Source organism: Mesorhizobium sp. M0001, assembly GCF_040324255.1.
Lineage (GTDB): Bacteria > Pseudomonadota > Alphaproteobacteria > Rhizobiales > Rhizobiaceae > Mesorhizobium.
Map to the genome: position 1 here is coordinate 254,645 of NZ_JAMYVS010000001.1, position 25,707 is coordinate 280,351.

Sequence of the window (25,707 nt, forward strand, 5' to 3'; positions counted from 1 at the left end):
CGGTCCTTGCCCAGTACCCCGGGGGCCGGCGCTTCTGGAGGTATCGCCTTGTCTTCCACAACAGCCATTAGGCTCCCCAATCGCTCACTTCGCAATCTCGACCAGAGACGGGGAGCGCATGGCGGCTCCCCGATCCGTTTTGGTCTTGCCTTAGCGGATGCCGTCCTTGGCGAGCGCCAGGATCGCCTTGGCCTTGTCGGGCGAGTCGATGAACAGCGGCCCGGTGTAGGCGTTGTTCTGCGGCCAGAAGCCATGTGTGGCATGCTCGACCAGATAGATCACCGGCAGGTATCCCATCAGATATTGCTGGGCGTCCATGCCGAAGCCCATTTCGCCGGCGACGACGGAATCCAGGACTTCGGGGCTGATGTCGAAGGTGTAGAGCTTGATCTTGCCGAACAGTTCCTTCTGCCGGAAGAACGGGATCAGCGGATTGGCGGCGGTGGCGCCGAGCGCAAACACCGCCTGGGTGTCGGGATGCGCCGACAGATAGGCCTCGGTGCGGCGCTGGATGTCGGCCGGATCGGGCGACACGGTAAGCACCTCGGTGCCGCCGCCTGACGGCTTCAGCCCGTCATTCAACCCCTGGCAGCGCTGGTCGAGGCTGACATTGCCGACCTCGTGGTTGATGCAGACGACCTTGAGCGTGCCTTCCTTGGCCAGCCGCTCGCCCGCCTTCTTGCCGGAATCATATTCGGAGACTGTGCCGACGTAGAGAGAGGTGCCGAGTTCGGCGCCTTCCTTCTCGCCGGAATCCAGGACGACCATCGGAATGTTGGCGGCAAGGCCGGCCTTGACCGATTTACCAAGCGCATTGGCGTCGGCAATGGAGACGGCGATGCCGTCGGGATTGGTGGCGATGGCCGCGTCGAGCAGGCGGGCCTGTTCGACCACGTCGAACACTTGCGGCGCATAATATTCGACCTTGGCGCCGGTGAGCGCCGCCGCATCGTCGACGCCGCGCTTGACCACCGACCAGTAGGGATCGGAGGCCGAGCCATGCACCACGAAGGTGATGCGGACATCCTTCGGGTCCTTCAGGCCCGCGGCCTGCACGACGCCCGCCAGCATACTCATCGAGACAAGCGCGCCGAGCGCCAGTTTCAGAACAGTCTTCATGTCATTCTCCCATTGTCGTTGCAGTTCCAAATCCCTCTTTGCGCTGTTGGCCGACGGATCGGCTTACGGCGCTGACCGGGTGGCCGCTTTGCGGGCCTTTGCCGGTGTCGATGCCCCGAGCCGTGCACGCAGTTCCTCGCGCAACGGCTTCATGCCGATGATGTCGATGTCCTGCGCGCCGAGCCAGTCGCGAAAAGCCTGGTCGCGGAAGAGTTCATATTCCTCGGTGCGGATATAGGCGGAGCGCGGCTCGATCAGTTCGAGCTCGCCCGGCGCGTTGAAGTGCAGGCAAAAGAAGGTCAGGCCTTCACGGACCCCTTCGACCAATGCCTTGTAGGCTGGCTCTATCGGCTTGGAGCGTGGACGGCCCCAGGTCGTCTGAATGGCGGCGTCGAAGATGACAAAGCCTTTGGCGCGGGCTCCAGTGACGCCGCGCTGGAACGCCGCTTCGGTGACGCCGACCAGATTGTCGTTGGGCGAATAGGCCGACAGCGTTTTGGTCAACAGCACCGGCAGCCGATATTCCAGGCCGAGCTTGATGTAGACGTCGCAAAACTCCGGCGACAGCGCTGCCCCCATATGGGCGTCAAGATGAGTGACGTCGATGCCGGCGCGGTAGGCGGTGTCGATCTGCGCGCGAAGCTCGGTTTCCACCGCTTGCGGTGCTGCCTTGCGGCGGGTGGTCGCTACATCGGGCCAGAAATAGCCGAACTCGTCCGTCAGGCCGGCCGCGCGCGACGGCGACGTCAGCGGCCGCCATTTGTAGTGCTGCTTTTCGCTGTTCAGCGTCAGGTGGACGCCGAGATCGAGCCGGGGATCGGCGGCTGCCGCTTCGGCCATCTCAGGGAACCATGGGCACGGCACCATCACGGCGCCGGAGCTGCAGGCGCCGTGTGCGGTCAGTTCGAGGAAGGCGCTGTTGGCGCCATGGCACATGCCGACATCGTCTTCATGCAGGACGAGCTGTCGCGTCATGGACGGCCACCGTCTTGCCGGCCACCATCTTGCCGGCCACCATCTTGCCGGCACGCCGGTTTCGAGGGTCTTCCAAAGTGTGTCCCGTGCTGCATGGAACCGACCGTTTGCCCAACTGGACGCGATGGAACGCCCAATGCCGGCTTTCCGACAGGGCCACTTCGACGAATTCGGATGGGTACGATTTTTCCGCGGGCCTGCATTCTGGAATGTCGATTTCATTCGATATGCCCACATTCGGCGTCAAACCCGGCCATCAAGCAACCGGGATGGCTTGGTCAGATCGCAGCGGAGTGGTTCTTTCAAACAGCGGCCGCAGGCGTACTGCTTTCATACCATCAGCGATGTGGAGACTTGCCATGTACACTGCCGGCGAAGAAGAGATCGAAGCCATTGCCAGGGTGATCCGCTCGGGTGCGCTGTTTCGCTATGGCGAGAACAGCGAGTGCAACCGCTTCGAGGCCCGCTATGCCAGGCATCTCGGCGTCGAGCATTTTGCGCTGGCCGCCAGCGGCACCTATGGGCTCGCCGCCGGCCTGATCGGCCTCGGCATCGGCCCGGGCGATGAGGTGCTGGTGCCGGCGCACACCTATATGGCGACCGCAACGGCAGTGCTGTCGGTCGGCGCCATTCCGGTCATTGTCGACATCGACGAGAGCCTGACCATTGACCCGGCCGCTCTGCGCGACGCCATCGGCCCGCGCACCAAGGCGGTCATCCCGGTGCATATGTGGGGTGCGGCCTGCAACATGAACGCGATCATGGATATCGCTAAAAAACGCGGTCTGCTCGTGCTGGAAGATGTCTGCCAGGGCATTGGCGGCGGCTATGAGGGCAAGAAGCTCGGCTCCATCGGCCATGCCGGCGCCTACTCCTTCAACTACTTCAAGAACATCACGTCGGGCGAGGGCGGCGGCATCGCCACCAGCGATCCGAAAGTGGCCGAGCGCGCGCGCTGCGCCATCGACCCCTGCCACTTCTACTGGCAGGGCCGCAGCGACAGCATCAAGCCGTTCGCCGGCATCGGGGCGCGCGCCTCGGAACTGATGGGTGCAATGCTCAATGTCCAGCTCGACCGTCTGGACGGCATCATCGAGGCGATGCGGGCGGAGAAGAAGAAGGTGCTGGCCGGCACGCGCCATCTCGGCAATCTCGGCCTGACGCCGTCGCCGATGAACAGCCCCGACGACGATTGCGCGGCACAGGTAATGTATCTGCTGCCCAGCGAACAGGCGGCGCAGACTTTTTCGAAGACCATTCCGAGCGTCATTGCCGGCAAGACCGGCCGCCACAATTTCACCCAGTGGGACCAGGTGCTGATGCATGAGGGCGCGCATCATCCGGCGCTCAATCCGTACACGCTGCCGGAAAACAAGGGCCTGCGGCTGACCTATGCCGACGACCTCGGCAAGGGTTCTCTCGACATCCTCAACCGCACGGTGATGATCGCGATGAATCCGGCGCATGGCGACGCCGACATCGACGACATGATCCATAACATCGATGCGGCGGCCCGTGTGGCGCTGGAGAATGCCTCGCTGGACGATGTCGAGGTGCGCAAGGCAGCACCGGTGGACCTGCAGAAATTCGACAGCGTGAATTGAAGAGCCGCGTTGGACCGGCTTATTGCCGGTCCAGTCGCATAAAGGCGGCGCGCAGCGCCAGCACTGCGCGCAGGATCTGGCGTTCGTCCATCGCGGCATAGCCGAGCAGCAGGCCGTGTTCCGGCTCGCTCGAATGGTAGTTGATCGAGATGCCCTGCACGTCGAGGCCCTCCTTGACGGCAGCGGCGACGACGTCGCTGTCCTTGTAGGGTCGGATAAAACTGGCCAGCAGCTGCATGCCGGAATCGTTCTCGGTCACAGTCAGCCATTCGGCCAGATGCTCCTGGCACAGTTTTACGAAATTGGCCTGCCGGCGCGCATAGAGCCGGCGCATACGCTTCAGATGCGTGGCGAAATAGCCTTGCGTGATGAAGTCGTTGACCGTCGCCTGCAGGATCAGCGGCGCGAACTGGCCGGTGATCGAGACGGCGCGGTCGAAGGGGACCGACAGTTCGCGCGGCACGATGAGATAGCCGATGCGGAGCGCCGGGATCAGCGTCTTGCCGAAGGAGCCGATATAGACGACCCGGTCGGCGTGATCGAGGCCGCGCAGCGCCGGTACCGGCCGGCCACGGTACCGGTACTCGCCGTCATAATCATCCTCGACGATCCAGGCGCCGTGGCGCTCGGCGATGTCGAGCAGCTGCAGCCGTTCCTCGATGCGCATGATGGTGCCGAACGGCCACTGGCAGGATGGCGTCACATAGATCAGGCGCGGCGGCGGCAGCTCTGGGTCTGCGAGATGCCATCCAAGGCGATCGACCTTCAAGGGCGCAAGCTGCGCGCCGCTGGCGAGAAAGGCGCTCTTGGCGCCGAGATAGCCGGGCTCCTCCATCCAGACATGGTCGCCTTCGTCCATCAGCACGCGCGAAGCGAGGTCGAGTGCTGCCTGCGCGCCGGTGACGATGATGACCTGGTCGGCGGTGCAATTGATGCCGCGCGACAGGCTTATGGTCGAGGCGATGGCCTGGCGCAGGCCGGGATGGCCGGCAAAGGAGATATAGCCGAGCAAATTCTCATCGCGGCTGCGCGCATTGCGCACCAGAAGGCTCGACCAGATGGTGAAGGGAAAGGATGCCGATTCCGGCACGCCCGGATGGAAGTTGATGACGCCGGCATTGCGTGGCGGCTGCGGGCCGTTGACGATGGTCTGACCGCGCCGCGAGAGTTTTTGCGGGGCGGCGAGGCCGGCGCGCAGCGCGGCCGGCGGGCGTTTCTGCTGGATCGGCGCCACCCAGGTGCCGGACCCGGCGCGCGCCTCTATAAACCCTTCGGCGAGCAGCTGGTCGTAGGCGGCGATCACCGTGTTGCGGCCGACCTTGAGATCCTCGGCCAGCGAGCGTGTCGAAGGAAGCAGCGTGTTCTGCTGGATCTGGCCGTCGAGGATGAAGCGCCGCAAGGCGCCGTAGATCTGCCGGTGCATCGGTTCGTCCGAGCCGCGGTCGACCGACATGATGTCGAGGGAAAGGCGCATATGGTCGGCCAAGCTAGTCTCCGACCAACCTGGCGGCGCGGGCGATCTTCTCTTCGTTAAGCAGGCAGACAGTCTCCAGCACCAGCCGTCTGGTTTCGGGACGGACCTCGCGGCTGTTCTTCAGCGCGCGGTGAACGGTTGCCGCGCCGAGTTCCGCCTTCTCGGCGATCTCACGGATGGTGCAAAGCCGTTCCATGCCGAGTGCCGCCTCGAATGCCATGTCGCTCCTCCATCTGCATCAAGGCATGCCTCGTCCCCAGCCTCAAGCTGGAAACGCCGGGCCGGCAACTCGGGGGCAAAAATTTCGATGCCAAGAACTGTGCGATCCGCGCCGCCAAGGGAGGGCGGCGGCGCGGATCGCCGGGCGCTTTCGCGTCGCTACCCCTACCGAGGCGCGCGCCCAACCGGCCCAACCACCAGCCCCCCGGCGGTGGTTAGGCCATGTCTCGTATTGCCACGTCGAACCCGGCCGCGCAGGCCGTTTTGAGAAGCGAAGCGTAACCTTTCGTGGCATAGGTCAAGGGGTGTGCCTTGGCCGGATCCTGCTCGGCCTCGACGACGATCCAGCCTTCGAAGCCATGGCTGGCCAGAGGCTGCAGCAGCGACAGGAAATCGACGGAGCCATCGCCGGGCACGGTGAAGATTCCTTCCATCACTGCCGCCATGAAACTCATGTCCTCGCGCCGTGCCTTCTCCAGCACGGCCGCGCGGACGTCCTTGCAATGGAAATGCACGATGCGGTCGAGATGCCGGTTCAGGAGGGAGGCCGGGTCGCCGCCTGAGAACAGACAATGGCCGGTATCGAACAGCAGGCCGACGCTCTTGCCGGTTGCGGCCATCAGCCTGTCGACCTCGTCATCGCTCTCGACGATCGTGCCCATATGGTGATGGAAAGCCATGCCGACGCCGAAGGCAGCCATGCGGTCGGCGAGTTCGGTCAGCTTCTCGCCATAGGCGGTCCATTCGCCGTCAGCGAGGCGCGGACGCTGTGAGATCGGCGCGAAAATGCCGTCATGACGGCCGCGCGAGGTGTCGGCATAGACGACGACCTTGGCGCCGAGGTCGCGCAGCAGGGTCAGATGCGAGGTGAGGGCGGCGAATTCCTCGTCGACCGTGCGGTCCAGAATGCGGCCGTCATACCAGCCGGAGACGAGTTCCAGTCCGTAAGAAGACAGGATCGGTCCAAGCTCGTCGCTTCGCCTGGGGAATTTGCCGCCGAGTTCGGTGCCGCGATAGCCGGCCTGCCTGGTTTCCGACAGGCATGTCGCGAGCGGCGTATCGCCGCCGAGTGCGGGAACATCGTCATTGCTCCAGGTGATGGGATTGATGCCGATCTTGACCGTCATGCCGCTACTTCAAAGGGCTCGGGGAAACACAAAGCCGAGGCCGGCAAACTGAGGGGAAAGAGGACCTGTCACTAGGTCCAGTTGAGGTGAATTTGGTAGAGCCAATCGGGAGCGCTAAAGCGCGTCCCGTTTGAACGGACTAAGTCGACGCGCTTAGGTCTTTGCATGTCGTTGTCTCAAAACCGGCGCCACTTTTGAGCGACATGCATTAATCCTGCTGCGGCCTTCCGAAGGCCGCGCGCAGTTCGTCCTTGGCGTCCTCGAGCACTTTCCGGCGCGCCTGCGGCAGGTTCTTGCCGGCGCGGTTGATGTAGAAATTCAGCATCGACATGGCCGACTGAAACGGCTCGGCCTTGCGGCGGTCGCTGTGCTCGGCCGAGCGCTTGAGCGAGGCCGCGATCTTCCTGGCGTCGTCGGCTTCGAAGATGTGGTCCTCGAGGTCCATCGCATCGCTGTGCTCGGTCACCTCGGCCGACCATTTCTTTTTCGCGGTCATGACAAACTCCTTCCTGTCGCAAAAACTCGAGCAGGCCGCCGCCGGTTCCCGAGAAAGTCGCCGGGCCGCTGGAGCCACGGATCATGGCCCTGTGGCGCTGCCCGTCGCGGTGAATGCGCCGATAGTGGCGACACAACGGTCGACTTCCCAGGACCGTAAACAGGAAACGCCTTGACCCCGATCGTCGCCAATCAGGCGGATAGCCCCGGCATCGACAGCAGCTACGCCTGGATGCGGCTTGCCATCTCCATGCTGCTGGCGACGATCGGTGCGGTCGGCATGTGGGCCGTCGTCGTCGTGCTGCCGGCCGTGCAGGCCGAGTTCGGCGTTGACCGCGCCGCGGCATCGATGCCCTACACCGCAACCATGGTCGGCTTCGCCGCCGGCAATGTGCTGGTTGGCCGCGCGGTCGATCGCATGGGGTATTGGATCCCGGCACTGCTATCCTCGGTGGCTCTCGCCGCCGGCCTGCTGCTCGCCGCGCTGTCGACCTCTATCCTGCAATTCACCCTTGCCCAGGGCGTGCTGATTGGTGTCGGCACATCGGTGATCTTCGGGCCGCTGATCGCCGACATCTCGCACTGGTTCAACCGTCGGCGCGGCGTCGCCGTCACAGCTGCGGCGGCTGGCAACTATCTCGCCGGAGCGCTCTGGCCAACCATCATGCCGACACTGATCAAGGCGGAAGGCTGGCGCTTCACCTATGCCGGCATCGGTGTCTTCTGCCTGGTCACCATGGTGCCACTGGTGCTGTTGTTGCGGCGCGCTGCTCCGGCGGCGGCTGCCGCCGGTTCGCCCGGAAGCCGGCCAGTGCAGTCGATTTCGCTGTCGCCGGCGGCGTTACAGGTGCTGCTGATCGTTGCCGGTCTCGGCTGCTGCGTGGCGATGTCGATGCCGCAGGTGCACATCGTCGCCTATTGCATGGATCTTGGCTACGGCATTGCGCATGGCGCCGACATGCTGTCGATCATGATGGCGGCGGGTGTCGTCAGCCGGCTCGCCTCCGGCTTTGTCGCCGACCGCATCGGCGGCGTGAAAACCCTGCTTATCGGTTCCGTGCTGCAATGCCTGTCGCTTTTGTTTTACATCCCGTTCGATGGGCTTGCCTCGCTCTATGTCGTGTCGCTGGTGTTCGGCCTGTCGCAAGGCGGCATCGTGCCTTGCTATGCCATCATCGTGCGCGAATACCTGCCCGCCAGGGAGGCCGGCCAGCGTATCGGCATCGTCATGATGGCGACCATCTTCGGCATGGCGATCGGTGGCTGGATGTCGGGCTGGATCTACGACCTGACCGGCTCTTACGCCGCCGCGTTCCTCAACGGGATCGCGTGGAACTTGCTGAACATAGTGGCCATCGGGCTGCTGCTGTGGAAAGCAAAACGCAGTGCTGCCCTGATGGCTTAGGAAGGCAGGATTGCCCTGTTGCTTGACAAGGGCGATTGGCTGCGCGACGCCAGCAGGCGAGTGGGTGCGGCAGCAGCCGGTTGGCATGGTGGCAGTGGAAAAGCTGAACATGGTTTCGCAAGGGCGCAGCGGCCGGGGCCTGGCACGTGGAGGATGTCCATGACCAAGCCGCGCTCGCGTCGTGGGGGCGGCCGCCCGACCCTATCAGATGTGGCGCGCAAGGCCGGCGTCGGCGCCATTACCGTGTCGCGGGCGCTGCGCGAACCGGAACGCGTCAGCCAGGATCTGCGGCGCCAGATCCAGGCCGCTGTCGACGAACTTGGTTATGTCCCGGATCCCAATGCACGGGCACTGGCCTCGGCGCGCGCCGATGTGTTCGGCGTGCTGGTGCCGTCGCTGACCAACAACGTCTTCGCAGAAGTGGTGCGCGGCATCTATGACAGCCTGTCGGACGGCCCGTTCCGCGTCCAGCTCGGCAACACCCATTATTCCGGCCTCGAGGAGGAGCGCCTGCTGCAGGTGTTCGCACCGCAGCGCCCGGCGGCGCTGATCGTGGCCGGCATCGACCAGACGCCGACCTCGCGAAAGCTGCTGGAGAGCGCGGGCTGCCCGGTGGTGCAGGTGATGGAGACCGGGCCCGATCCGGTCGACATGCTGGTCGGCTTCTCGCATTTCGACGGCGGCCGCACCGCGACCGAGCATCTGATCGAGGCGGGCTGCCGGCGGATCGGCTTCATCGGCGCACGCATGGACCCGCGCTCGCAGCGGCGGCTTGCCGGCTATCGCGCGGCAATGGAGAAGGCCGGCCTGTTCGACCCGCGGCTCGTCACCACCACTCCGCTACTGTCCAGCGTGACGCTCGGCCGCGAGCTGCTTCGCGATGCGCTGGCCAAGATGCCGGCGCTCGACGGCGTTTTCTGCAACAATGACGACATCGCGCTCGGCGTTTTGTTCGAATGCCATAGCGCCGCGCTCAACGTGCCGAAAACAATCGGCATTGTCGGCTTCAACGACCTCGAAATGATGCAGGCGGCGTTCCCGCCGCTCACCAGTATCCGCACCCCTCGCTATGAAATCGGCCGTCGGTCTGTCGCCATGGCGCTGGCGGCGATCGCAGGACGAAGGCCTGAGCAGCGGGTCGTCGATCTCGGTTTCGAACTCAAGCCCCGCGAGAGCACCGCACGCTGAACACGCTTTGGCTGCCTCAGCAAATGGTGCTTTACACAACGTCATGGTAGCGCTACCATTTTCGTCGGGCAGACGTTTTGATGAAAGGCCGCCCCTGTTTATTATACATAAGCAACAGCTCATGCTTGTTTATTATGTATAATATGCTAGTTTCGTTTCTCGCCTGTGAAGCGGCGAGGGGGAGGGGATCGGGCCGGCTTCGGGCCCTTGAGACGTGGCGCCGGCCAGGCTGGAGGGCCTTCGGCAGGCGTGGAAAACACACCACGACAAACAGCATCAAATAAACAAGCAGCAGCAAACAAAACTACAACTGGGAGGAATATCGATGATCAAGTCACTTGTTGGTGGCATCGTTGCCGCCACTGCATTCGTCATGCTGAGTTCGTCGGCCATGGCCGACCCGGAAGTTGTCAAGGGACCGTCGGCTGAGCCGGATTGCTTTGCGCCCTGGGCGGCCGATACGCAGTTCTTCAAGTACCCCAAGAAAGACGGCCCATACCGCATCGCGCTCGCCAATGGCTATATCGCCAACACCTGGCGCATCCAGATGGTGCAGACCGCCAAGGCCTATGCGGCCCAGCCGGAGGTCGCCGCGAAACTGAAGGAATTCAAGGTCGTCTCGACCGGCGAGGACGTGCCGGCTCAGATTTCGGCGATCAACAACTTCATCGATTCCGGCTATGACGCGATCGTCGTCAACGCCCAGAACCCGACCGCTTTCGGGCCGGTCATCAAGCGCGCCAGGGAAGCTGGCGTCATCCTCGTCGCCTTCGACAATATTCTCGACACCAAGGACGCCATCAACGTCAATGTCGACCAGAAGGGCCTTGGCGAATTGTGGGGCAAATGGCTGGTCGGCCATGTGCCGAATGGCGGCAAGGTGCTCGAAGTGCGCGGCGTTGCCGGAACTTCCGTGGACACCGACCGTCACAACGGCATCCATGAAGCGCTCGATGCCTCCGGCAAGAAATGGGACGTCACCGAGGTGGTCGGCAAATGGGACGACGGCGTGGCGCAGAAAGCCACGGCCGACGCCATTGCCACCAACGGCCCGTTCGACGGCATCACCGGGCAAGGCGGCGACACCGGCATCGTGCAGGCGATGATCGATGCCAAGCATGCTTTCGTGCCGTTCGGCGGGGAGACCGAGAACGGTTTCCGCAAGTTCTGCGCGGCACATGCCGGTGACGGGCTGAAATGCTCATCGGCCGGCACCGGTCCGGCGCAGGTCGCGGTCGCCATCAAGACGGCGATTGCCGCGCTCGAAGGCAACGTCGTGCCGCAGGCGGTGAAACTGCCGCTGGCGATCGTCGAGGATCCGAACTTCAAGGCCGGTCAGGATTTCTTCCCCGACCAGTCCGACAATTTCTTCGTCGGCAATTCCTTCCCGACCTGCGGCATCAATTTCACCGCGCAGGAAATCATGGGCCAGACCAAAGCTGACCAATAGGGCTGACCAATAGGCGGCATATCCGGCGCCGCGGGATCTCCGCGGCGCCGGCCACTCGATATCCCTTGAAGTCAAACTGCCTCGGGAGGGCCGATGGACGGTGCGGTTCCGCTCTTCCGGATGGAAGGCATATCCAAGCGCTATGGTGGTGTGCGGGCGCTGGAAAAGGCCGAGCTTTCGGTCGCGTCCGGTAGCATCCACGCCATTCTCGGCGAAAACGGCGCCGGCAAATCGACGCTGATCAAGGTCATGGCGGGCGTCGTCGCGCCCGACGAAGGCCGCATGATGCTGAACGGCGGCGAGGTGACGTTCGCTTCGCCTGCTGCTGCAAACAAGTCCGGCATCGTCTGCATCTTCCAGGAGCTGTCGCTGGTTCCCGAACTCAGCGTTGCCGACAACATCGTCATCTCCGATCCGCCGAAGCGTTTCGGCATGATCGACCGCAAGGCGCAGCGCCGCATTGCCGAGGATGCGCTGGCACGCGCAGGTGCGGCCGATATCCATCCATTGGCGCTGGTCAAGGATCTTCCGCTTTCAAGAAGACAGATGGTCGAGATTGCCAAGGCATTGGCCAGGAAGCCGCGCATCCTGATCCTCGACGAGGCGACCTCGGCGCTGACCGCGACGGACGTCGCCAGGATATTCAGCGTGCTCAAGCGGTTGCGCTCGGAAGGGTTGGCGCTGCTTTACATTTCGCACCGCATGAACGAGATCGCCGAGCTTGCCGACCACTGCACGGTGTTTCGCAACGGCCGCAATGTCGCCAGCTACAAGGCAGGCACAAAGAGCGACAACGAAGTCGTCGAACTGATGATCGGGCGCGAATACAGCCATATTTTCCCGCCCAAACCCGCGCGCACCGCAGCCGCCGCCGTTCCTGTGCTGGAGGCGCGCAAGCTGTCCTGGACGGACCGGCTGGACAATGTCTCGCTGACGGTCGGGGCAGGCGAGGTCGTCGGCCTTGGCGGCCTGGACGGCCAGGGCCAGCGCGAATTGCTGCTTGCCTTTTTCGGTGTGCTGCGCGGCCTCGGCGGCCAGATCCTTATCGACGGCAAGCCTGTTTCGATCGCCAGCCCCCAAGCGGCGCGCGACGACCGCATCGGCATGGCGCTGATCCCGGAGGACCGCAAGACCGAAGGCCTGATGCTGCCGATGACGGTGCGCGAGAACCTCTCCTTTGCCGCCCTAGACCGGCTGTCCAAGGCCGGCATCATCGACCGCGCCGCCGAACAGCGGCTGATCGACGACATGGTCGGGCTGCTGGCGATCAAGACGGGCGGCCTCGACATTCCGGTCGGTGCGCTGTCGGGGGGCAACCAGCAGAAGGTGGTCATCGCCAAATGGCTGATGCGCCAGCCGCGTATCATCCTGCTCAACGATCCGACGCGCGGCATCGACGTCGGCACCAAGCAGGAACTCTATCAACTGATGCGCAAGCTGGCGGATGCGGGGGCGGCGATCCTGTTCTATTCGACCGACTATGACGAACTGATCGGCTGCTGCGACCGCGTGCTGGTGCTCTATGACGGCGCGGTCAAGCGCGAGCTGGTCGGGGCCGAGATCACCGAGCGGGCGCTCATTGCAAGCGCGCTCAACATCCACGGCGATGACGGCGCGAGAGACGATGCCGGCGCAAGACAGGGAGCGGACGCGTGAAAGAGTGGCGCTACTGGCTGGCCGAGCAGCGCGGAACACTGATGGCACTCGGCATATTCATTGTCATGTTCGTCATCTACACCTCGAACCATCCGGCGGGCTTCACCGCCAATGTCGTGCAGACGGCGTCCAACAAGGGCGTGCTGCTCGCCTTCGTCGCCATGGCGCAGACACTGGTCGTGATCACCGCCGGCATCGACCTCTCCGTCGGCATGATCTTCACGCTGACCAATTGCCTCGCCTCCTGGCTGGTCATCGGCACCGGCCTCGAGACCGCTTTCGGCGTCATCGCCGTGCTCGGCACCGGGCTCCTTTGCGGAGCGATCAACGGCGCCATCGTCATCTACGGCCGCCTGCAGCCGATCGTCGCCACGATCGCCACGGGTGCGGTCTATTTCGGCATCGCGCTGCTGCTGAGGCCGTTTCCCGGCGGTTCGGTCAACGAAGGTCTCGCCGACGCGCTGACCGGACGCCTGTTGGGCGTGGTGCCGGCGAGCCTGGTCGTGCTGCTCGCCGTCGTGCTCGTGGTCTGGGTACCGTTCAGCCGCTCGGTGCTCGGGCGCGCGGCCTATGCGGCCGGATCCTCGGAGACGGCGGCCTACATGTCCGGTGTGCCGATAAGGCGCGGCAAGTTCGCTGCCTACGCGCTCGCAGGCCTGTTGGCCGCGATCGGCGGACTGTTCCTGACCTTCTTCACCTATACCGGCGATGCAGCCTATGCCAGCGGCAACGCCTATACGCTGTTTTCGATCGCCGCGGTGGTGCTGGGCGGCGTCTCGCTGTTCGGCGGGAAAGGCAGCGCCATCGGCGCCATCTTCGGCGCGCTGGCCTTCCGCACCATCGGCGACCTGTTGTTCGTGTTCGATTTCGACCCGCTATGGCAGCCGCTGTTCCAGGGCGTGATCCTGCTGGTCGCGGTCAGCCTTGGCGCGTTTGCGCTGTTTCGGGTCCGCAACCGGCTGGAGTGGTTCCTGTGAGCGAAACGACATTGGGCGGTATCGCCGGCCGCGTGCCGAAATTCATCCGCCGCGCCGATCCGGCGGTGCTGACGGCCTTCGCCTGCATCGTGCTGTTGCTGTTCCTAGGCAGCCTCTATTCCAGGAGCTTTCTGTCGCCTGAATATCTCTTGCAGCAGCTCAAGGTGGCCTCGTTCCTCGGCGTCATCGCCACAGGCATGATGCTGGTCATCCTGCTAGGCCAAATCGACCTGTCGGTGCCGTGGGCGGTGGCGGCGGGCGCGATGATGGCGTGTGCGGCTGCCGCCTATGGCCCGATCGGTGTGGCGCTGGCCATCCCGTTCGGCATCTTTTGCGGGGTGCTGATCGGCATCGTCAACGGCTTTGGCGTCGCCTATCTGCGCATACCCTCGATGATCATCACGCTCGCCACCAACGCTGTCGCGCAAGGGCTCATGGTCGTTTATACCGGCGGCTACTCGCCACAGGATTCGGCCACCGGCGCCATGCGCTATCTTGCGACAGGTTTTACCATTCCTGGCGTGCCTAACGCCGTCATCATCTGGGCGCTGATTGGCGCTGCGATGGTGTTCGTGCTGTCCCGCACCAGCTTCGGCCGCACCGTCTACGGCATCGGCAACCGCGAGCGTGCCGCCTATCTCTCCGGCATCGATACAAGGCGCGTGGTGATGATCGCCTTCGCTATCTCAGGCGGGCTGTCCGCCTTTGGCGGGGTGCTTCTCGCCGGCTATGCCTCCAAGGCGGCGCAATCGATGGGCGATGCCTATCTCCTGCCGTCGATCGCCGCCGTGGTTCTGGGCGGCACCTCCATCCTGGGTGGCCGCGGCTCCTATCTCGGCACCGTCGCCGGTGTCATTCTGATCACCCTCCTGCAGTCCATACTCTCGGTCATGCAGATGCCGGAGGCGGGGCGGCAGATCGTCTATGGCCTGGTCATCGTCGCCATGCTCCTGCTCTACGGCCGCGCGCCGGCAAGCCGCTGACCGTGGACGAAGAGACGGCACAGGCGCCAATGGGCGCTACCGGCTCAGTGCCTCGGGCCATTGTGGTGATGGGCGTCGCCGGCTGCGGAAAGTCGGCTGTCGGCAAAGCATTGGCAGCAGAGGAAGGGGCCGTCTTTGTCGAGGGCGACAGGCTGCACCCGCCCGAAAACGTCGCCCGCATGGCGAGCGGTGAGCCGCTCACAGATCAACTGCGTGAGGGCTGGCTCGATGCCATCGGCGAGCGGATCGCCGACCTGACCGGCAGCGGCCAAAGCGTGGTTGCCGCCTGCTCGGCGCTGAAGCGCAGCTACCGCGATCGTCTGCGCGGCTTCCGCCGGGATATCGTTTTCATCTATCTGGAGATCGATCCCGCTACCGCCAAGCAGCGTGTCGCCAGCCGCAAGGGGCATTTCATGCCGGCAAGCCTGGTCGAAAGCCAGTTCGCCATCCTTGAACCGCCTGGCGCCGACGAGCGGGCGCTGACGGCCGACGCCACACTTCCAGTGGCTGAGATCGTCACCGCCGTTGCCAGCCTGCTGGCCGGCGCAAAATCATGAACCACCCTCGTCGGGCAAGGCGGTTTCCGGCCGTTCGGTGAACCGGTCATGGCCTGACCAGACCATCATTTGCTCGGGATAGAGTTTCAACGCCTCCAGCAAGCGGTCGCGCTTGAGCAATATGTACTCGGCCTGAAGCGCCGTGTTCTTGGCGCCGCCGGCTCTGGTCGCGGGCTCGCCGGCCTCTGCCGGGGCCGGCACCAGTTCGGGACTTAGGACGGCGCGGTATTGGCGGAACGGATCGGTCTCGAAGGTCGACATGGAAAACAGCGCCGCCTTGCCTCTGGCAGCGAAATTCGTCGGCGCCGAGGCGAGGTGGGTCCAGCCGCTCTCGCCAAGGCCGACTTCGGTGAATGTCGAGCCGGCATGCACCGTGTTGGTCACCAACACCACGCCGTTGCTGCCAAGGATCTTCTGGATCCGGCCGGTGACCTGGTAGGCGTCGCTGCGGTCGAACACGATCCGGCTTTTCAGGAAACGGTTCTCGACCCGAACCATCGGCGGGTTCAGGAAGCGCAAGCCGAAGGTCGAATCGGATATGCCGTGAGCCCTGACACTGAGCTGGTGTGTCTCGATTCCGGCTTCATGGAGAGCGCGTTTGCCGATTATGGTCTGGGCCGTGAACTGATCGCACCAGATGATAGCGCCGTGGCCGCGCTTCAGCGCCGCTTCCAGACCTTCCAGGCCTTCCAGCCGGATATCAGGCGACCACCGGCGGCCGATGAGATGCGCGGCAAGCAGCAGACGCCGACGGTGGTTGGCGCAGAGCAAGGCCCTGAACTGCCTTTGCGCATCGATGCCATTGCCGAGCACGGCGCGCGTCGCGGCGGCGTAGCGCACGAAATCCTTGCGGATGTGGCGCTTGAGGCGCAGTCCCGATACGCGGCTGCAGATCGCGGCCCACCAATTGACCGGCAGCAATGCCGCGACCCCGAGATAGAAGGCGGCCAGCAGCAGCTCGCGGAAATCCCTGTTGTTGAAGGTGCGCAACTTGCCGGCGCGGACCAGCTTGCGGCTGAAGAAGCGAACATTCTCGGCGCGTTGGGGCACCAGGATGTCGGCGATGATTTCCGTATGATAAATGACGGCGGACGATGGTGTCCGGTCGGCTTTCCGGGATTTTCCCAGCCACGGCAGCCTCATCCGATCGGTGTCCACCTGTTCTTGCGTGCGTCCGGAAATCGCTTTACTGCGTCTGCCACGGGCGCGCAATCGGCGCCGGCAAGGCCATGGTGAACGCCATTCAGGGTTCGAACTTGAAACAGGCCCTATCGGTAGCACTTCCTCAACTGGAGCCCTGGCAGCCGGCTGCTGTGGCGCTGATGGCGCCGGACCGGCCATCCCTGAGCTTTGCCGGCCTCGCCAATCTTGTCGACAAGCTCTGCGGCGATCTCGCCAGGCGTGGCGTTGCCCGCGGCACGGCCGTCGGCATCGTCTTGCCCAACGGCCCGGAAATGGCGGCCTGTTTCCTGGCGGTCTCGGCGTTGGCGACGGCTGCGCCGCTCAATCCGGCTTACGGCGAAGACGAATTCCGCTTCTATCTCGGCGATCTCGATGTGAAGCTGCTGCTGTGCGGACAAGGCATGGGCGATGCCGCGCGCAACACCGCAAAGGGGCTCGGCATTGCGGTGCTCGACGTCGTCGTGACTGACGGCGCCAAGGCCGGCGAGTTTCTCCTCTTGGGCGACGCCGAACTTGCGGCTGCCGGCGAGGCACGCCGCGACAAGGTGCAGCTCAACGGGCCCGACGATTTCGCGCTTGTCCTGCACACATCGGGAACCACGGCGCGGCCGAAGATCGTCGGCTTGCGGCAGCGCAATCTGCAGGCATCGATGGCCAACATCGCCAGCACCCTGGCGCTGTCGGCAAACGATATGTGTCTCAACGTGATGCCGCTGTTCCACATTCACGGGCTGATGGCGGCGCTCAGCGCACAGCTGGCAGTCGGCGGCGCTGTTGTCTGCACGCCGGGCTTCAACCCGCTCAAATTCTACGGCTGGCTGGGCGATTTCCGGCCGAGCTGGTACAGCGCGGTGCCGACCATGCATCAGGCGATCCTGGCGCGCGCCGCCCGCAATGGCGAAACCATCGCGGCTGCGCGGCTGCGCTTCATCCGCTCGTCTTCGGCAGCGCTTCCCGACACCGTGTTCCGCGACCTCGAGCGCGTCTTCGGCTGTCCGGTGGTCGAGGCCTATGGCATGACCGAGGCGGCGCACCAGATGACATCCAACGGCCTGCCGCCGGCACGCCGCAAGCCAGGCTCGGTCGGCCTGCCTGCGGGTCCGCAGGTGACGATCCTGGACGACAAGGGGACGATCCTGCCGGCGGGTGAAAAGGGCGAGATCGCGGTGCGCGGCGCCAACATCCATGATGGCTATCTCGACAATCCGGTGGCCAATGAAGCTGCCTTCAGCGATGGCTGGTTCCGCACCGGCGACCAGGGTCTCATCGACGAGGATGGCGATCTGAAGATCACCGGGCGGCTGAAGGAGATCATCAACCGCGGCGGCGAAAAGATCTCGCCGCTCGAGGTCGACAATGTGCTGCTCGATCATCCGCTGGTGGCGCAGGCGGTGACCTTCGCCGTGCCGCATGCCATGCTCGGCGAGGAGGTGGGTGCGGCTATCGTGCTGGCCGAGGGCGCCATCGCCGACGCCGATGAGATACGCGATTTCGCGCGCAGCCGCATTGTCGAGTTCAAGGTGCCGCGCCACATCTTGTTTCTTCAGGAGATACCCAAGGGTCCCACAGGCAAGATCCAGCGCGTCGGCCTGGCCGGCAAGCTCGGCCTGGTCTGAGGACTCTCATTTGAGCATGATCTTGTCCGAAAACCGGTTCCCACTTTTCGGGACCATGCTCTAATTTAGATCTGCGATGTCAGCTCGACCGGAAAATCATCATTGTCGGCGTCGCGCATGGCGGCGAGGCTGCGATTGTCCAGCACTTCGGCGATCGCCTGGCGCACTTCCAGCATCATGTGCCGGACCTGGCAGGTCGCCTCGTCGCAATCCTCGCAGCGCTGGTATTGCGTGCGGCTGGCGCAGGGTATGGGAGCGAGCGGGCCGTCCAGCACGCGCACGACGTGGCCGATCTTGATTTCGGAAGCCGGCCGGGCGAGGCGATAACCGCCTTCCTTGCCCTTGCGACTGAGGACGAAACCGGCATTGCGCAGCTCGCCCAGAATGGCATCCAGAAATTTCTTCGGGATGTTGTTGGCGATCGCGATGTCGTTGACGAATGCAAGCTGGCCGACCGGCAGGCCGGAAAGATGCACGAGGGCCTTGAGGCCGTATTTGCCTTTTTTGGTAAGCATGCCCGCTTCAGTTCATGAAAACCCCAACCACCCGCATCTGGCGGTTGTTTGTGTGCAAATCATGACGTTTCGCCTGAACAACCCGGTTTCGCGTAGAACAAGCCGCCCGGTTGAGACGTTAGGCACAAAGGCGTTCATTCTTTGTAACGTTTTTCGCCGATCGCGACAGACTCCGCCTGAAAGCCGTTTGTCGGCGCGCGAAAACGAAAAAGCCGGCAAAGCGCCGGCTTTCTTGTGAGGTGAGGTCGAACGCTGCTGATATCAGCGGCTGCCATAGGTCTGGTCGAGCAGACCGCCGGCGGCGAAGTGCTCCTTCTGTACCTTGTCCCAGCCGCCAAAGACGTCTTCCACCGTCAGCAGGCGGACATCGGGGAAGTCGGCCTTGTATTTTGCCGAGACTTCAGCGTTGCGGGCGCGCAGGCCATTTTCAGCCGCGATGGTCTGGCCCTCGGGCGTGTAGAGGAAGTCGAGATAGGTCTTGGCGAGGTCACGGCTGCCGTGCTCGTCGGCGACCTTGTCGACGATCGCCACCGGGAATTCGGCGAGCAGGCTGACCGTTGGCGTGACCTGTTCGAACTTGTCGTTGCCATACTCCTTGCGGATGCCGCGCGTTTCCGACTCGAAGGTGATCAGCACGTCGCCGATCTCGCGCTGCACGAAGGTGGTGGTGGCGGCGCGCCCGCCGGTGTCGAAGATCGGCACGTTGTTGAACAGCTTGGTGACGAACTCCTTCACCTTGGCGTCGTCGCCCTTGAATGCTTCCTTGGCGTAGGCGGTTGCGGCCAGATAGGTGTAGCGCGCATTGCCCGAGGTCTTGGGGTTGGGGAAGATCACCTGCACGTCGTCGCGCACGAGGTCGTTCCAGTCCTTGATGCGCTTGGGGTTGCCCGCGCGGACGAGAAAGGATGGGAGCGAATAGAAGGGCGAGGCGTTGTCGGGGAAATCCTTCTGCCAGTCGGCGGAGACGAGGCCTTTCTTGACCAGAAAGTCGATGTCGGTGACCTGGTTGAAGGTGACGACATCGGCGCCGAGGCCTTCGGCAATGGCGCGCGCCTGCGCCGAGGTGCCGGCATGCGACTGGTCGACGGTGACGCCCGGATGGCCGGCGACGAAAGCCTTGTTCACCTGGGCGAACAATTCGCGGCCGACATCATAGGAAGCGTTGAGCAATTTGTCGGCCGACCAGGCCGGCGAAGAGGCGAGGACCAGGCCGGTGGCGACGCTTAGCAAAAAACGCTTCATGAAAACAGGCTCCGATGTGCAATGCGTTGCCAGAACATAGCCGGGCCGGAGGGTGTACTGCGAGGCACACGGGGCAGACGTATGGCGTTGCAGCGAAAAAGAAATCGCTGAAGCAGGTTATCGGCGAAAATTCATTCCAGGCGAAATGCCGGTGCGTTGGGGTTTTCTGTGGTTTGCAATTCGAAGCCGAATGGCATATACAAATGGCATATACAAGTGGAACAGACAGGGGAGGCTGCCATGCCGCAGCACCGTCACTCGATACCACCGCCCAGGGAGGCGAAGTTGTTTCGCAACAACCGCAGTCAGGCGGTTCGCATCCCTGTCGAATTCGAGCTGCCTGGCGAGAAGGTCCTGATCAGCCGCGATGGCGACCGGCTGATCATCGAGCCGGTCCGCAAACCCGGCCTCGTCGCGCTCCTTGCCCAATGGGCGAAAGAGCCGCCGCTTGGTCCTGAAGACGACTTTCCCGAGATTCATGATGCGCCCGTGGGGCCCGAGGACATCTTCTGATGCGGTTCATGCTGGACACGAACATCATCAGCGACATGATCCGAAATCCGGCCGGCAAAGCCGCCAGTACGGCGGTTCGCGCGGGAGACGGTGCCCTGTGCACCAGCATCGTTGTCGCCTCGGAGCTGCGTTATGGCTGCGCCCGCAAGGGATCGGCCAAGCTGCTCGCCAAGGTCGAGCAATTGCTCGCCGAGTTACCTGTGCTGCCGCTCGATGTGCCGATGGATAACGAATACGGAGCACTTCGTGCCGAGCTGGAGGCCAGAGGCCAGCCAATCGGCCACAATGATCTTTTCATTGCTGCCCATGCCTGTGTGTTGGGGACGACACTGGTGACGGCCAACACCGCTGAGTTCCGTCGGATCAAGGGCCTGACGCTCGAGAACTGGCTGGAGTAGCGCCGGATCGATGTCTATGCCGCCGGGAAAAGCTTCCAGCGCCTTGGCCTGAACGCCACCCGGCTCTTCTGCGCCGCAGGATGGTCCACAGGCAGTTCGATCTCGACGCGCTGGCGCTCGCCGCCGATTTCCAGTTCGACGCGTCTTGTGCCGGCGACGCGGCGGCTGGCCGCGACCGTGCCGGCGATGCAGCCGCTGCAGCCGTCGAGCAGTTCGATATCGTGCGGGCGGAAATACAGCGTCGCATCGCCCTCGGGTGCGTGCGGCGCCGACACGCCGATCGGACGGTCGGCGAGCCAGATTTCGCCATTCTCAACCTTGACCGGCAGCATGCTCGATTCGCCGATGAAGGAGTAGACGAAGGGCGAGTTCGGCGTGTCGTAGATCTCGTCGGCGGAGCCGACCTGCTCGATGCGGCCCTGGCTCATCACCACGACGCGGTCGGCAAGCTCGAGCGCCTCTTCCTGGTCGTGGGTGACGAAGACGGTGGTGTGGCCGGTACGGTCATGGATCTCGCGCAGCCAGCGGCGGAGTTCCCGGCGCACCTGCGCATCGAGCGCGCCGAACGGCTCGTCGAGCAACAGCACCTTGGGCTCGATGGCCATGGCCCGGGCGAGCGCCACGCGCTGGCGCTGGCCACCGGAAAGTTGCGCCGGATAGCGCTTTTCCAGGCCGGAAAGCTGAACGAGATCGAGCAGTTCGGAGGCGCGTCGGCGGATTTCGGCCGCCGGTGGTCGCGACGGTCCATGCCGCACCTTGAGGCCGAAGCCGATATTGTCGGCGACCGTCATGTGCCGGAAGAGCGCATAGTGCTGGAAGACGAAGCCGACATTGCGCTCCTGGATCGAGCGGTGCGAGGCGTCCTCGTCGCCGAAGAAGATCTTTCCGCGCGTCGGCCGCTCCAGGCCGGCGATAAGCCTCAGCAGCGTCGTCTTGCCGGAGCCGGATGGCCCAAGCAGCGCGATCAGCTCACCCGACTTGATGTCAAGCGATACGTCATGGAGGGCCGGAAACCGGTCAAACTCCTTGCGTACGTTGGCAACGCGAACTTCCATGTAGATCCCTCAGTAATTTGGTGCATGTCGTTGTCCCAAAACCGGTTCCCAGTCTTGGGCGATATGCATTTAGTCAGTGCCCGCGCGTCGCGGCGATCTCGGCGCCGTAGCGCATCTCGAGAAGTGTTTTCAAGACCAGCGTGACCAGCGCCAGGCCGGCAAGCAGCGAAGCGACGGCAAAAGCGCCGACGGCGTTGTACTCGTTGTAGAGGATTTCGACATGCAACGGCATGGTGTTGGTCAGCCCGCGTATGTGGCCCGACACGACCGAGACCGCGCCGAATTCGCCCATCGAGCGGGCGTTGCACAGAAGCACGCCGTAGAGCAATCCCCATTTGACGTTGGGCAGCGTCACGTACCAGAAGGTCTGCCAGCCATTGGCGCCCAGAGAGAGCGCGGCTTCCTCGTCGCCGTTGCCCTGTTCCTGCATCAGCGGGATCAGTTCGCGGGCAACGAAGGGGAAGGTGACGAAGATGGTCGCGAGCACGATGCCGGGCACGGCGAACAAGATCTGGATGCCGTGCGCCTTCAGCCATTCACCGAACAGTCCCTGAGCGCCAAACAAAAGCACATAGACCAGGCCGGAAATGACCGGCGAGACCGAGAAGGGCAGGTCGATCAGCGTGGTTAGAAAAGCCTTGCCCTTGAACTCGAACTTGGCGATCGCCCAGGCAGCCGAAATGCCGAAGACGACGTTGAGCGGAACGGCGATCACCGCCACCAGCAGCGTCAGCCGGATCGCCGAGCGCGTATCGGGATTGGAGAGCGATTCCGTGTAGGCGCCAATGCCTTTCGCCAGCGCCTCGTGGAAGACGATGATCAGCGGCAGCAGCAGGAAGATGGCGAGGAAGGCGAAGGCCACCGCCATCAGCAGCAGCCGCACCGGCCGGCTTTCGGTCACCGCCGCCGACCGGCTCTCGTGATGCGGTTCGTAGGATTTGATCTCGGGGTCAGCCATAGCGCTTGCGACTCCATGACTGCGCCAGGTTGATGACCAGCAGCATCACGAACGACAGCAAAAGCATGATCGCCGCGATCGCGGTGGCCGCCGGATAATTGTACTCCTCGAGCCGGATGACGATCAGAAGCGGTGCGATCTCCGACTTGTAGGGAAGGTTGCCGGCGATGAAGATGACCGAGCCGTATTCGCCGACGCCGCGCGCGAAAGCGAGTGAGAAGCCGGTGATGATGGCCGGCGCCAGGCCGGGAAACAGGATGCGGGTGATGATCTGGAAGCGGTTGGCGCCGAGCGTCGCAGCGGCCTCCTCCACTTCCTTGTCGATCTCCTCCATGATCGGCTGCACCGTGCGCACGACAAACGGCAGGCCGATGAAGACAAGCGCCACGACAATGCCGAGCGGCGTGTACGCGACCTTGATGCCGAGCGGCGCCAGGAGATGGCCGATCCAGCCATTGGGCGCATAAAGAGTGGTCAGCGCAATGCCCGCGACCGCGGTCGGCAGCGCGAAGGGCAGGTCGACCATGGCGTCGACGACGCGGCGGCCGGGGAAGCGGTAGCGCACCAGCACCCAGGCGACGAGCGTGCCGAAGACGACGTTGACGGCGGCTGCGATGAAGGCTGTGCCGAAGCTGATTTCGAGTGCGTTGATGGTCCGGCGGTCGGTGGCGATCGCCCAGAAATCGGTCCAGCCGAGGGCTGCCGAGCGCCAGATCAGGCCCGACAGGGGGATGAGGATGATGAGCGTGAGGTAGGCAAGCGAGAAGCCGAGCGTCAATCCGAAACCCGGAATGACACTCGGCTGTCTGAATCGCCACCCCGCCTTGGCGGGTGCTATGGTCATGTCGTCCTGATCTAAATCCTACTGGGCCGGCTTGTAGATCTGGTCGAATATACCACCATCGCCGAAATGATAAGGCTGTGCCTTCTTCCAGCCGCCAAAAAGCGGATCGTCGATGGAGATCAGCTTGATTTCGGGCGTCTTCGGAATGTCAGCCGCATCCACCAGCTCGGGCTTGGCCGGACGATAGTGGTTCTTGGCGATGATCGTCTGGGCTTCCTTGGAATAGAGCCAGCCGAGATAGGCTTCGGCGACCTTGCGGGTGCCCTTGGCATCGACATTGGCGTCGACGATCGCCACCGGCGGCTCGGCCAGGATCGAGGTCGGGGGATAGACGATCTCGAAATTGTCGGCTCCGAATTCATTGAGCGCCAGATAGGCGTCGTTTTCCCAGCCGATCAGCACGTCGCCGATGCCCTTTTGCGCGAAGGTGACCGTCGAGCCGCGCGCACCGGTGTCGAGCACCGGAGCATTGGCGTAGAGCTTGCCGACGAATTCCTTGTTCTTGGCCTCGTCGCCGCCATCATTGGCGTTGGCATAGGCCCAGGCGGCAAGGTAGTTCCAGCGGGCGCCACCCGACGTCTTCGGGTTCGGCGTGATCACCTGGACACCGTCCTTGACCAGATCGCTCCAGTCGTGGATGCCCTTCGGGTTGCCCTTGCGGACCAGGAAGATGATGGTCGAGGTGTAAGGCGCCGAATTGTTCTCGAACTTCTTGCGCCAGTCCGGGTTGATCTTCTTCGACTTGGTGACGATGGCGTTGATGTCGCCTTCGAGCGCCAGCGTCACCACATCGGCATCGAGGCCGTCGATCACGGCGCGGGCCTGGGCGCCGGAGCCGCCATGCGATTGCTGGATGGTGACCGTCTCGCCGGTCTCGGCCTTCCAGTGTGCGACGAAGGCTTCGTCATAGGCCTTGTAGAGTTCGCGTGTCGGGTCGTAGGACACGTTCAGAATGGTCGTATCGGCAAACGCGAAACCGAGCGTGCCGAACTGGATCGATGTGGCGACCAGTGCGCCGAGCAGTTTCTTGAAATGAGGTTTGGTCATTTCCGCCTCCGTTGATGACGGCTGAACTCTATCGAATTGATAGAAATTAGATGCATTCAACGTTGCATTTTTTGTCCCCCCGAAGGAAATTTTCGCCGATATTGGGTTTCGGAAGGAAATATTTTCCTCATATTGGTCTAACCCGAATCCGGCCGGTTTGACGCTATCTAGGAGCTGACAGCGCAGAAGCAAGGCCGAGCGAGGGAAGGCTCGGTGTAGCACCGGGCGGTTCAGCCCGCAGTGATGGGAAAATCGAAGCGCAGCTTTGGATACGGCTCATCCCGAAGCGTGTAGTGCCACCACTCGCGCGCATAATTCTTGAAGCCGCCGGCGCGCATGGCGTCGAGCAGCCTTTTGCGGTTTGCCGCCGCTTCTGCCGCCAATGGGCGATGGGCGGTTTCGCTTGCCGGGTCGAAACAGTCGAAGCTGGTGCCGAAACCGAGCGTGCCGGCGCCGGCCGCGCCGCAAGCGGCGGATGACTTGTTCTTGCCGTCGCTGCGGGCGATGGCGACATCGACGGTCGAGCCGCGCGAATGGGTGGACAATTCGCCGATATAGCCCTTGGCGATGAGGTCGCCGCGCGGCACCAGAGGGTACCATTGCGGATCGGGCGGGCCGCCCTCTCTGGTCCATTTGCCCATGTCGGCAACGGCGCGGGCCGGGCGGTAGCAGTCGAAGACGACCAGCGTCAGGCCGTCGGCGGCGAGCGCTTTCTGCACGCCGGACAGCGCTTGCGCAGCTTGCTTCGTGAGGATGCAGACTGGGGCGTCGTAGCCATCGGCCTTGCGATGCAGGAAATTTTCCAGGCCGGCATAGCGGATGTCCTGGCGGATCGAGGGATCGACATCGGCCAGGCGGACGAAGCCGGCGGGCAGGGGATCGGCGTGGGCGGGGGGTGCAACGAGGATCATCAGCGTTGCCGCCATGAAGCTTGCCAACGAAGGACAGCGCGAGGCACCCCCCTCTGCCCTGCCGGGCATCTCCCCCTCAAGGGGGGAGATTGGCGGTTTGGACCTCGCGCTTACTACTCGACCGTTGGAGATTGGCGAAGGCAGCGAGGCGAATAATCTCCCTCCTTGCGGGGGAGATGGCCGGCAGGCCAGAGGGG

At 63.6% G+C, this 25,707-nt stretch carries 25 protein-coding genes; 11 read left to right on the top strand and 14 right to left on the bottom strand.

The features are described from left to right. Positions 1 to 150 precede the first annotated feature (150 nt). Together NKK50_RS01220 and NKK50_RS01225 are read right to left on the bottom strand one after the other, a co-directional pair. Complete coding sequence (locus tag NKK50_RS01220; RefSeq protein ID WP_023687959.1) at positions 151 to 1,119, bottom strand: rhizopine catabolism ABC transporter substrate-binding protein; 969 nt, start codon at positions 1,117 to 1,119, stop codon at positions 151 to 153. Positions 1,120 to 1,182: 63 nt separating this feature from the next. After that, the gene (locus NKK50_RS01225; protein WP_023673060.1) at positions 1,183 to 2,094 is read right to left on the bottom strand and encodes a polysaccharide deacetylase family protein; all 912 of its coding nucleotides are present in this window, start codon (positions 2,092 to 2,094) and stop codon (positions 1,183 to 1,185) included. Between the two features lie 359 nt (positions 2,095 to 2,453). Between NKK50_RS01225 and NKK50_RS01230 the strand changes: the two genes are divergently transcribed. After that, on the top strand, positions 2,454 to 3,698 hold the full coding sequence (locus NKK50_RS01230) for a DegT/DnrJ/EryC1/StrS family aminotransferase (RefSeq protein WP_023673061.1): 1,245 nt from the start codon (positions 2,454 to 2,456) through the stop codon (positions 3,696 to 3,698). A gap of 19 nt (positions 3,699 to 3,717) precedes the next feature. Here NKK50_RS01230 and mocR read toward each other — a convergent pair whose 3' ends face one another. The 4 genes from mocR to NKK50_RS01250 all read right to left on the bottom strand — a co-directional run bounded on the left by mocR (position 3,718) and on the right by NKK50_RS01250 (position 7,014). Next, a complete protein-coding gene (gene mocR / locus NKK50_RS01235; RefSeq protein WP_023673062.1) occupies positions 3,718 to 5,184 on the bottom strand; it encodes a rhizopine catabolism transcriptional regulator MocR in 1,467 nt (488 codons plus the stop codon). Between the two features lies 1 nt (position 5,185). Next, positions 5,186 to 5,392: a LacI family DNA-binding transcriptional regulator gene (locus NKK50_RS01240; RefSeq protein WP_023673063.1), complete on the bottom strand. Its 207-nt coding sequence runs from the start codon at positions 5,390 to 5,392 to the stop codon at positions 5,186 to 5,188. Positions 5,393 to 5,606: 214 nt separating this feature from the next. Next, the gene (gene iolE / locus NKK50_RS01245) at positions 5,607 to 6,518 is read right to left on the bottom strand and encodes a myo-inosose-2 dehydratase (protein WP_023673064.1); all 912 of its coding nucleotides are present in this window, start codon (positions 6,516 to 6,518) and stop codon (positions 5,607 to 5,609) included. Between the two features lie 208 nt (positions 6,519 to 6,726). Beyond that, positions 6,727 to 7,014, bottom strand: a complete 288-nt coding sequence (locus tag NKK50_RS01250) for a DUF3175 domain-containing protein (RefSeq protein ID WP_023673065.1) — start codon at positions 7,012 to 7,014, stop codon at positions 6,727 to 6,729. Between the two features lie 231 nt (positions 7,015 to 7,245). Between NKK50_RS01250 and NKK50_RS01255 the strand changes: the two genes are divergently transcribed. The 7 genes from NKK50_RS01255 to NKK50_RS01285 all read left to right on the top strand — a co-directional run bounded on the left by NKK50_RS01255 (position 7,246) and on the right by NKK50_RS01285 (position 15,229). Then, positions 7,246 to 8,418 (top strand): MFS transporter, encoded by a 1,173-nt coding sequence (locus tag NKK50_RS01255; RefSeq protein ID WP_050587434.1) that lies wholly within the window; start codon positions 7,246 to 7,248, stop codon positions 8,416 to 8,418. Positions 8,419 to 8,577: 159 nt separating this feature from the next. Continuing rightward, entirely contained in the window at positions 8,578 to 9,606 is a 1,029-nt protein-coding gene (gntR, locus tag NKK50_RS01260) for an HTH-type transcriptional regulator GntR (protein WP_023712085.1), read from the top strand. Between the two features lie 325 nt (positions 9,607 to 9,931). Next, positions 9,932 to 11,056, top strand: coding sequence for a sugar ABC transporter substrate-binding protein (locus NKK50_RS01265; protein ID WP_023833938.1), 1,125 nt, complete (start codon positions 9,932 to 9,934; stop codon positions 11,054 to 11,056). Positions 11,057 to 11,149: 93 nt separating this feature from the next. Continuing rightward, positions 11,150 to 12,712 (top strand): sugar ABC transporter ATP-binding protein, encoded by a 1,563-nt coding sequence (locus tag NKK50_RS01270; protein WP_023744559.1) that lies wholly within the window; start codon positions 11,150 to 11,152, stop codon positions 12,710 to 12,712. Next, positions 12,709 to 13,689 (top strand): ABC transporter permease, encoded by a 981-nt coding sequence (locus NKK50_RS01275; protein ID WP_023690800.1) that lies wholly within the window; start codon positions 12,709 to 12,711, stop codon positions 13,687 to 13,689. Before NKK50_RS01270 ends, NKK50_RS01275 begins: the two co-directional genes overlap by 4 nt. Further along, positions 13,686 to 14,672: an ABC transporter permease gene (locus tag NKK50_RS01280; protein ID WP_023696194.1), complete on the top strand. Its 987-nt coding sequence runs from the start codon at positions 13,686 to 13,688 to the stop codon at positions 14,670 to 14,672. The genes NKK50_RS01275 and NKK50_RS01280 overlap by 4 nt, the downstream gene beginning before the upstream one ends. Positions 14,673 to 14,674: 2 nt before the next feature. After that, positions 14,675 to 15,229 carry a gluconokinase gene (locus tag NKK50_RS01285; protein WP_023733120.1) on the top strand — a complete coding sequence of 185 codons (555 nt, stop codon included), beginning with the start codon at positions 14,675 to 14,677 and terminating at the stop codon, positions 15,227 to 15,229. Here NKK50_RS01285 and NKK50_RS01290 read toward each other — a convergent pair. Continuing rightward, a complete protein-coding gene (locus tag NKK50_RS01290; RefSeq protein WP_023744560.1) occupies positions 15,224 to 16,372 on the bottom strand; it encodes a lysophospholipid acyltransferase family protein in 1,149 nt (382 codons plus the stop codon). The genes NKK50_RS01285 and NKK50_RS01290 overlap by 6 nt on opposite strands. Before the next feature lie 113 nt (positions 16,373 to 16,485). Between NKK50_RS01290 and NKK50_RS01295 the strand changes: the two genes are divergently transcribed. Next, positions 16,486 to 18,027 carry an acyl--CoA ligase gene (locus tag NKK50_RS01295; protein WP_050485897.1) on the top strand — a complete coding sequence of 514 codons (1,542 nt, stop codon included), beginning with the start codon at positions 16,486 to 16,488 and terminating at the stop codon, positions 18,025 to 18,027. A gap of 65 nt (positions 18,028 to 18,092) precedes the next feature. Here NKK50_RS01295 and NKK50_RS01300 read toward each other — a convergent pair whose 3' ends face one another. After that, on the bottom strand, positions 18,093 to 18,542 hold the full coding sequence (locus NKK50_RS01300; RefSeq protein WP_023673075.1) for an RrF2 family transcriptional regulator: 450 nt from the start codon (positions 18,540 to 18,542) through the stop codon (positions 18,093 to 18,095). Positions 18,543 to 18,803: 261 nt separating this feature from the next. Next, a complete protein-coding gene (locus NKK50_RS01305) occupies positions 18,804 to 19,784 on the bottom strand; it encodes a sulfate ABC transporter substrate-binding protein (protein ID WP_023752963.1) in 981 nt (326 codons plus the stop codon). A 240-nt stretch (positions 19,785 to 20,024) separates the two neighbouring features. Here NKK50_RS01305 and NKK50_RS01310 point away from each other — a divergent pair, with 240 nt between their 5' ends. Together NKK50_RS01310 and NKK50_RS01315 are read left to right on the top strand one after the other, a co-directional pair. After that, positions 20,025 to 20,297 (top strand): AbrB/MazE/SpoVT family DNA-binding domain-containing protein, encoded by a 273-nt coding sequence (locus NKK50_RS01310; protein WP_023687970.1) that lies wholly within the window; start codon positions 20,025 to 20,027, stop codon positions 20,295 to 20,297. Next, positions 20,297 to 20,695: a type II toxin-antitoxin system VapC family toxin gene (locus NKK50_RS01315; protein ID WP_023725412.1), complete on the top strand. Its 399-nt coding sequence runs from the start codon at positions 20,297 to 20,299 to the stop codon at positions 20,693 to 20,695. The genes NKK50_RS01310 and NKK50_RS01315 overlap by 1 nt, the downstream gene beginning before the upstream one ends. Before the next feature lie 14 nt (positions 20,696 to 20,709). Here NKK50_RS01315 and NKK50_RS01320 read toward each other — a convergent pair whose 3' ends face one another. The 5 genes from NKK50_RS01320 to NKK50_RS01340 form a co-directional block, all read right to left on the bottom strand. Then, positions 20,710 to 21,750 carry a sulfate/molybdate ABC transporter ATP-binding protein gene (locus tag NKK50_RS01320; protein WP_023673079.1) on the bottom strand — a complete coding sequence of 347 codons (1,041 nt, stop codon included), beginning with the start codon at positions 21,748 to 21,750 and terminating at the stop codon, positions 20,710 to 20,712. 73 nt (positions 21,751 to 21,823) lie between these two features. After that, a complete protein-coding gene (gene cysW, locus NKK50_RS01325; RefSeq protein WP_023690809.1) occupies positions 21,824 to 22,708 on the bottom strand; it encodes a sulfate ABC transporter permease subunit CysW in 885 nt (294 codons plus the stop codon). Further along, positions 22,701 to 23,552, bottom strand: a complete 852-nt coding sequence (gene cysT, locus NKK50_RS01330; protein ID WP_023687973.1) for a sulfate ABC transporter permease subunit CysT — start codon at positions 23,550 to 23,552, stop codon at positions 22,701 to 22,703. Before cysT ends, cysW begins: the two co-directional genes overlap by 8 nt. Positions 23,553 to 23,570: 18 nt before the next feature. After that, positions 23,571 to 24,599, bottom strand: a complete 1,029-nt coding sequence (locus NKK50_RS01335) for a sulfate ABC transporter substrate-binding protein (protein WP_023673082.1) — start codon at positions 24,597 to 24,599, stop codon at positions 23,571 to 23,573. A gap of 230 nt (positions 24,600 to 24,829) precedes the next feature. Next, complete coding sequence (locus NKK50_RS01340) at positions 24,830 to 25,525, bottom strand: M15 family metallopeptidase (RefSeq protein ID WP_023714805.1); 696 nt, start codon at positions 25,523 to 25,525, stop codon at positions 24,830 to 24,832. Positions 25,526 to 25,707: the final 182 nt, after the last annotated feature.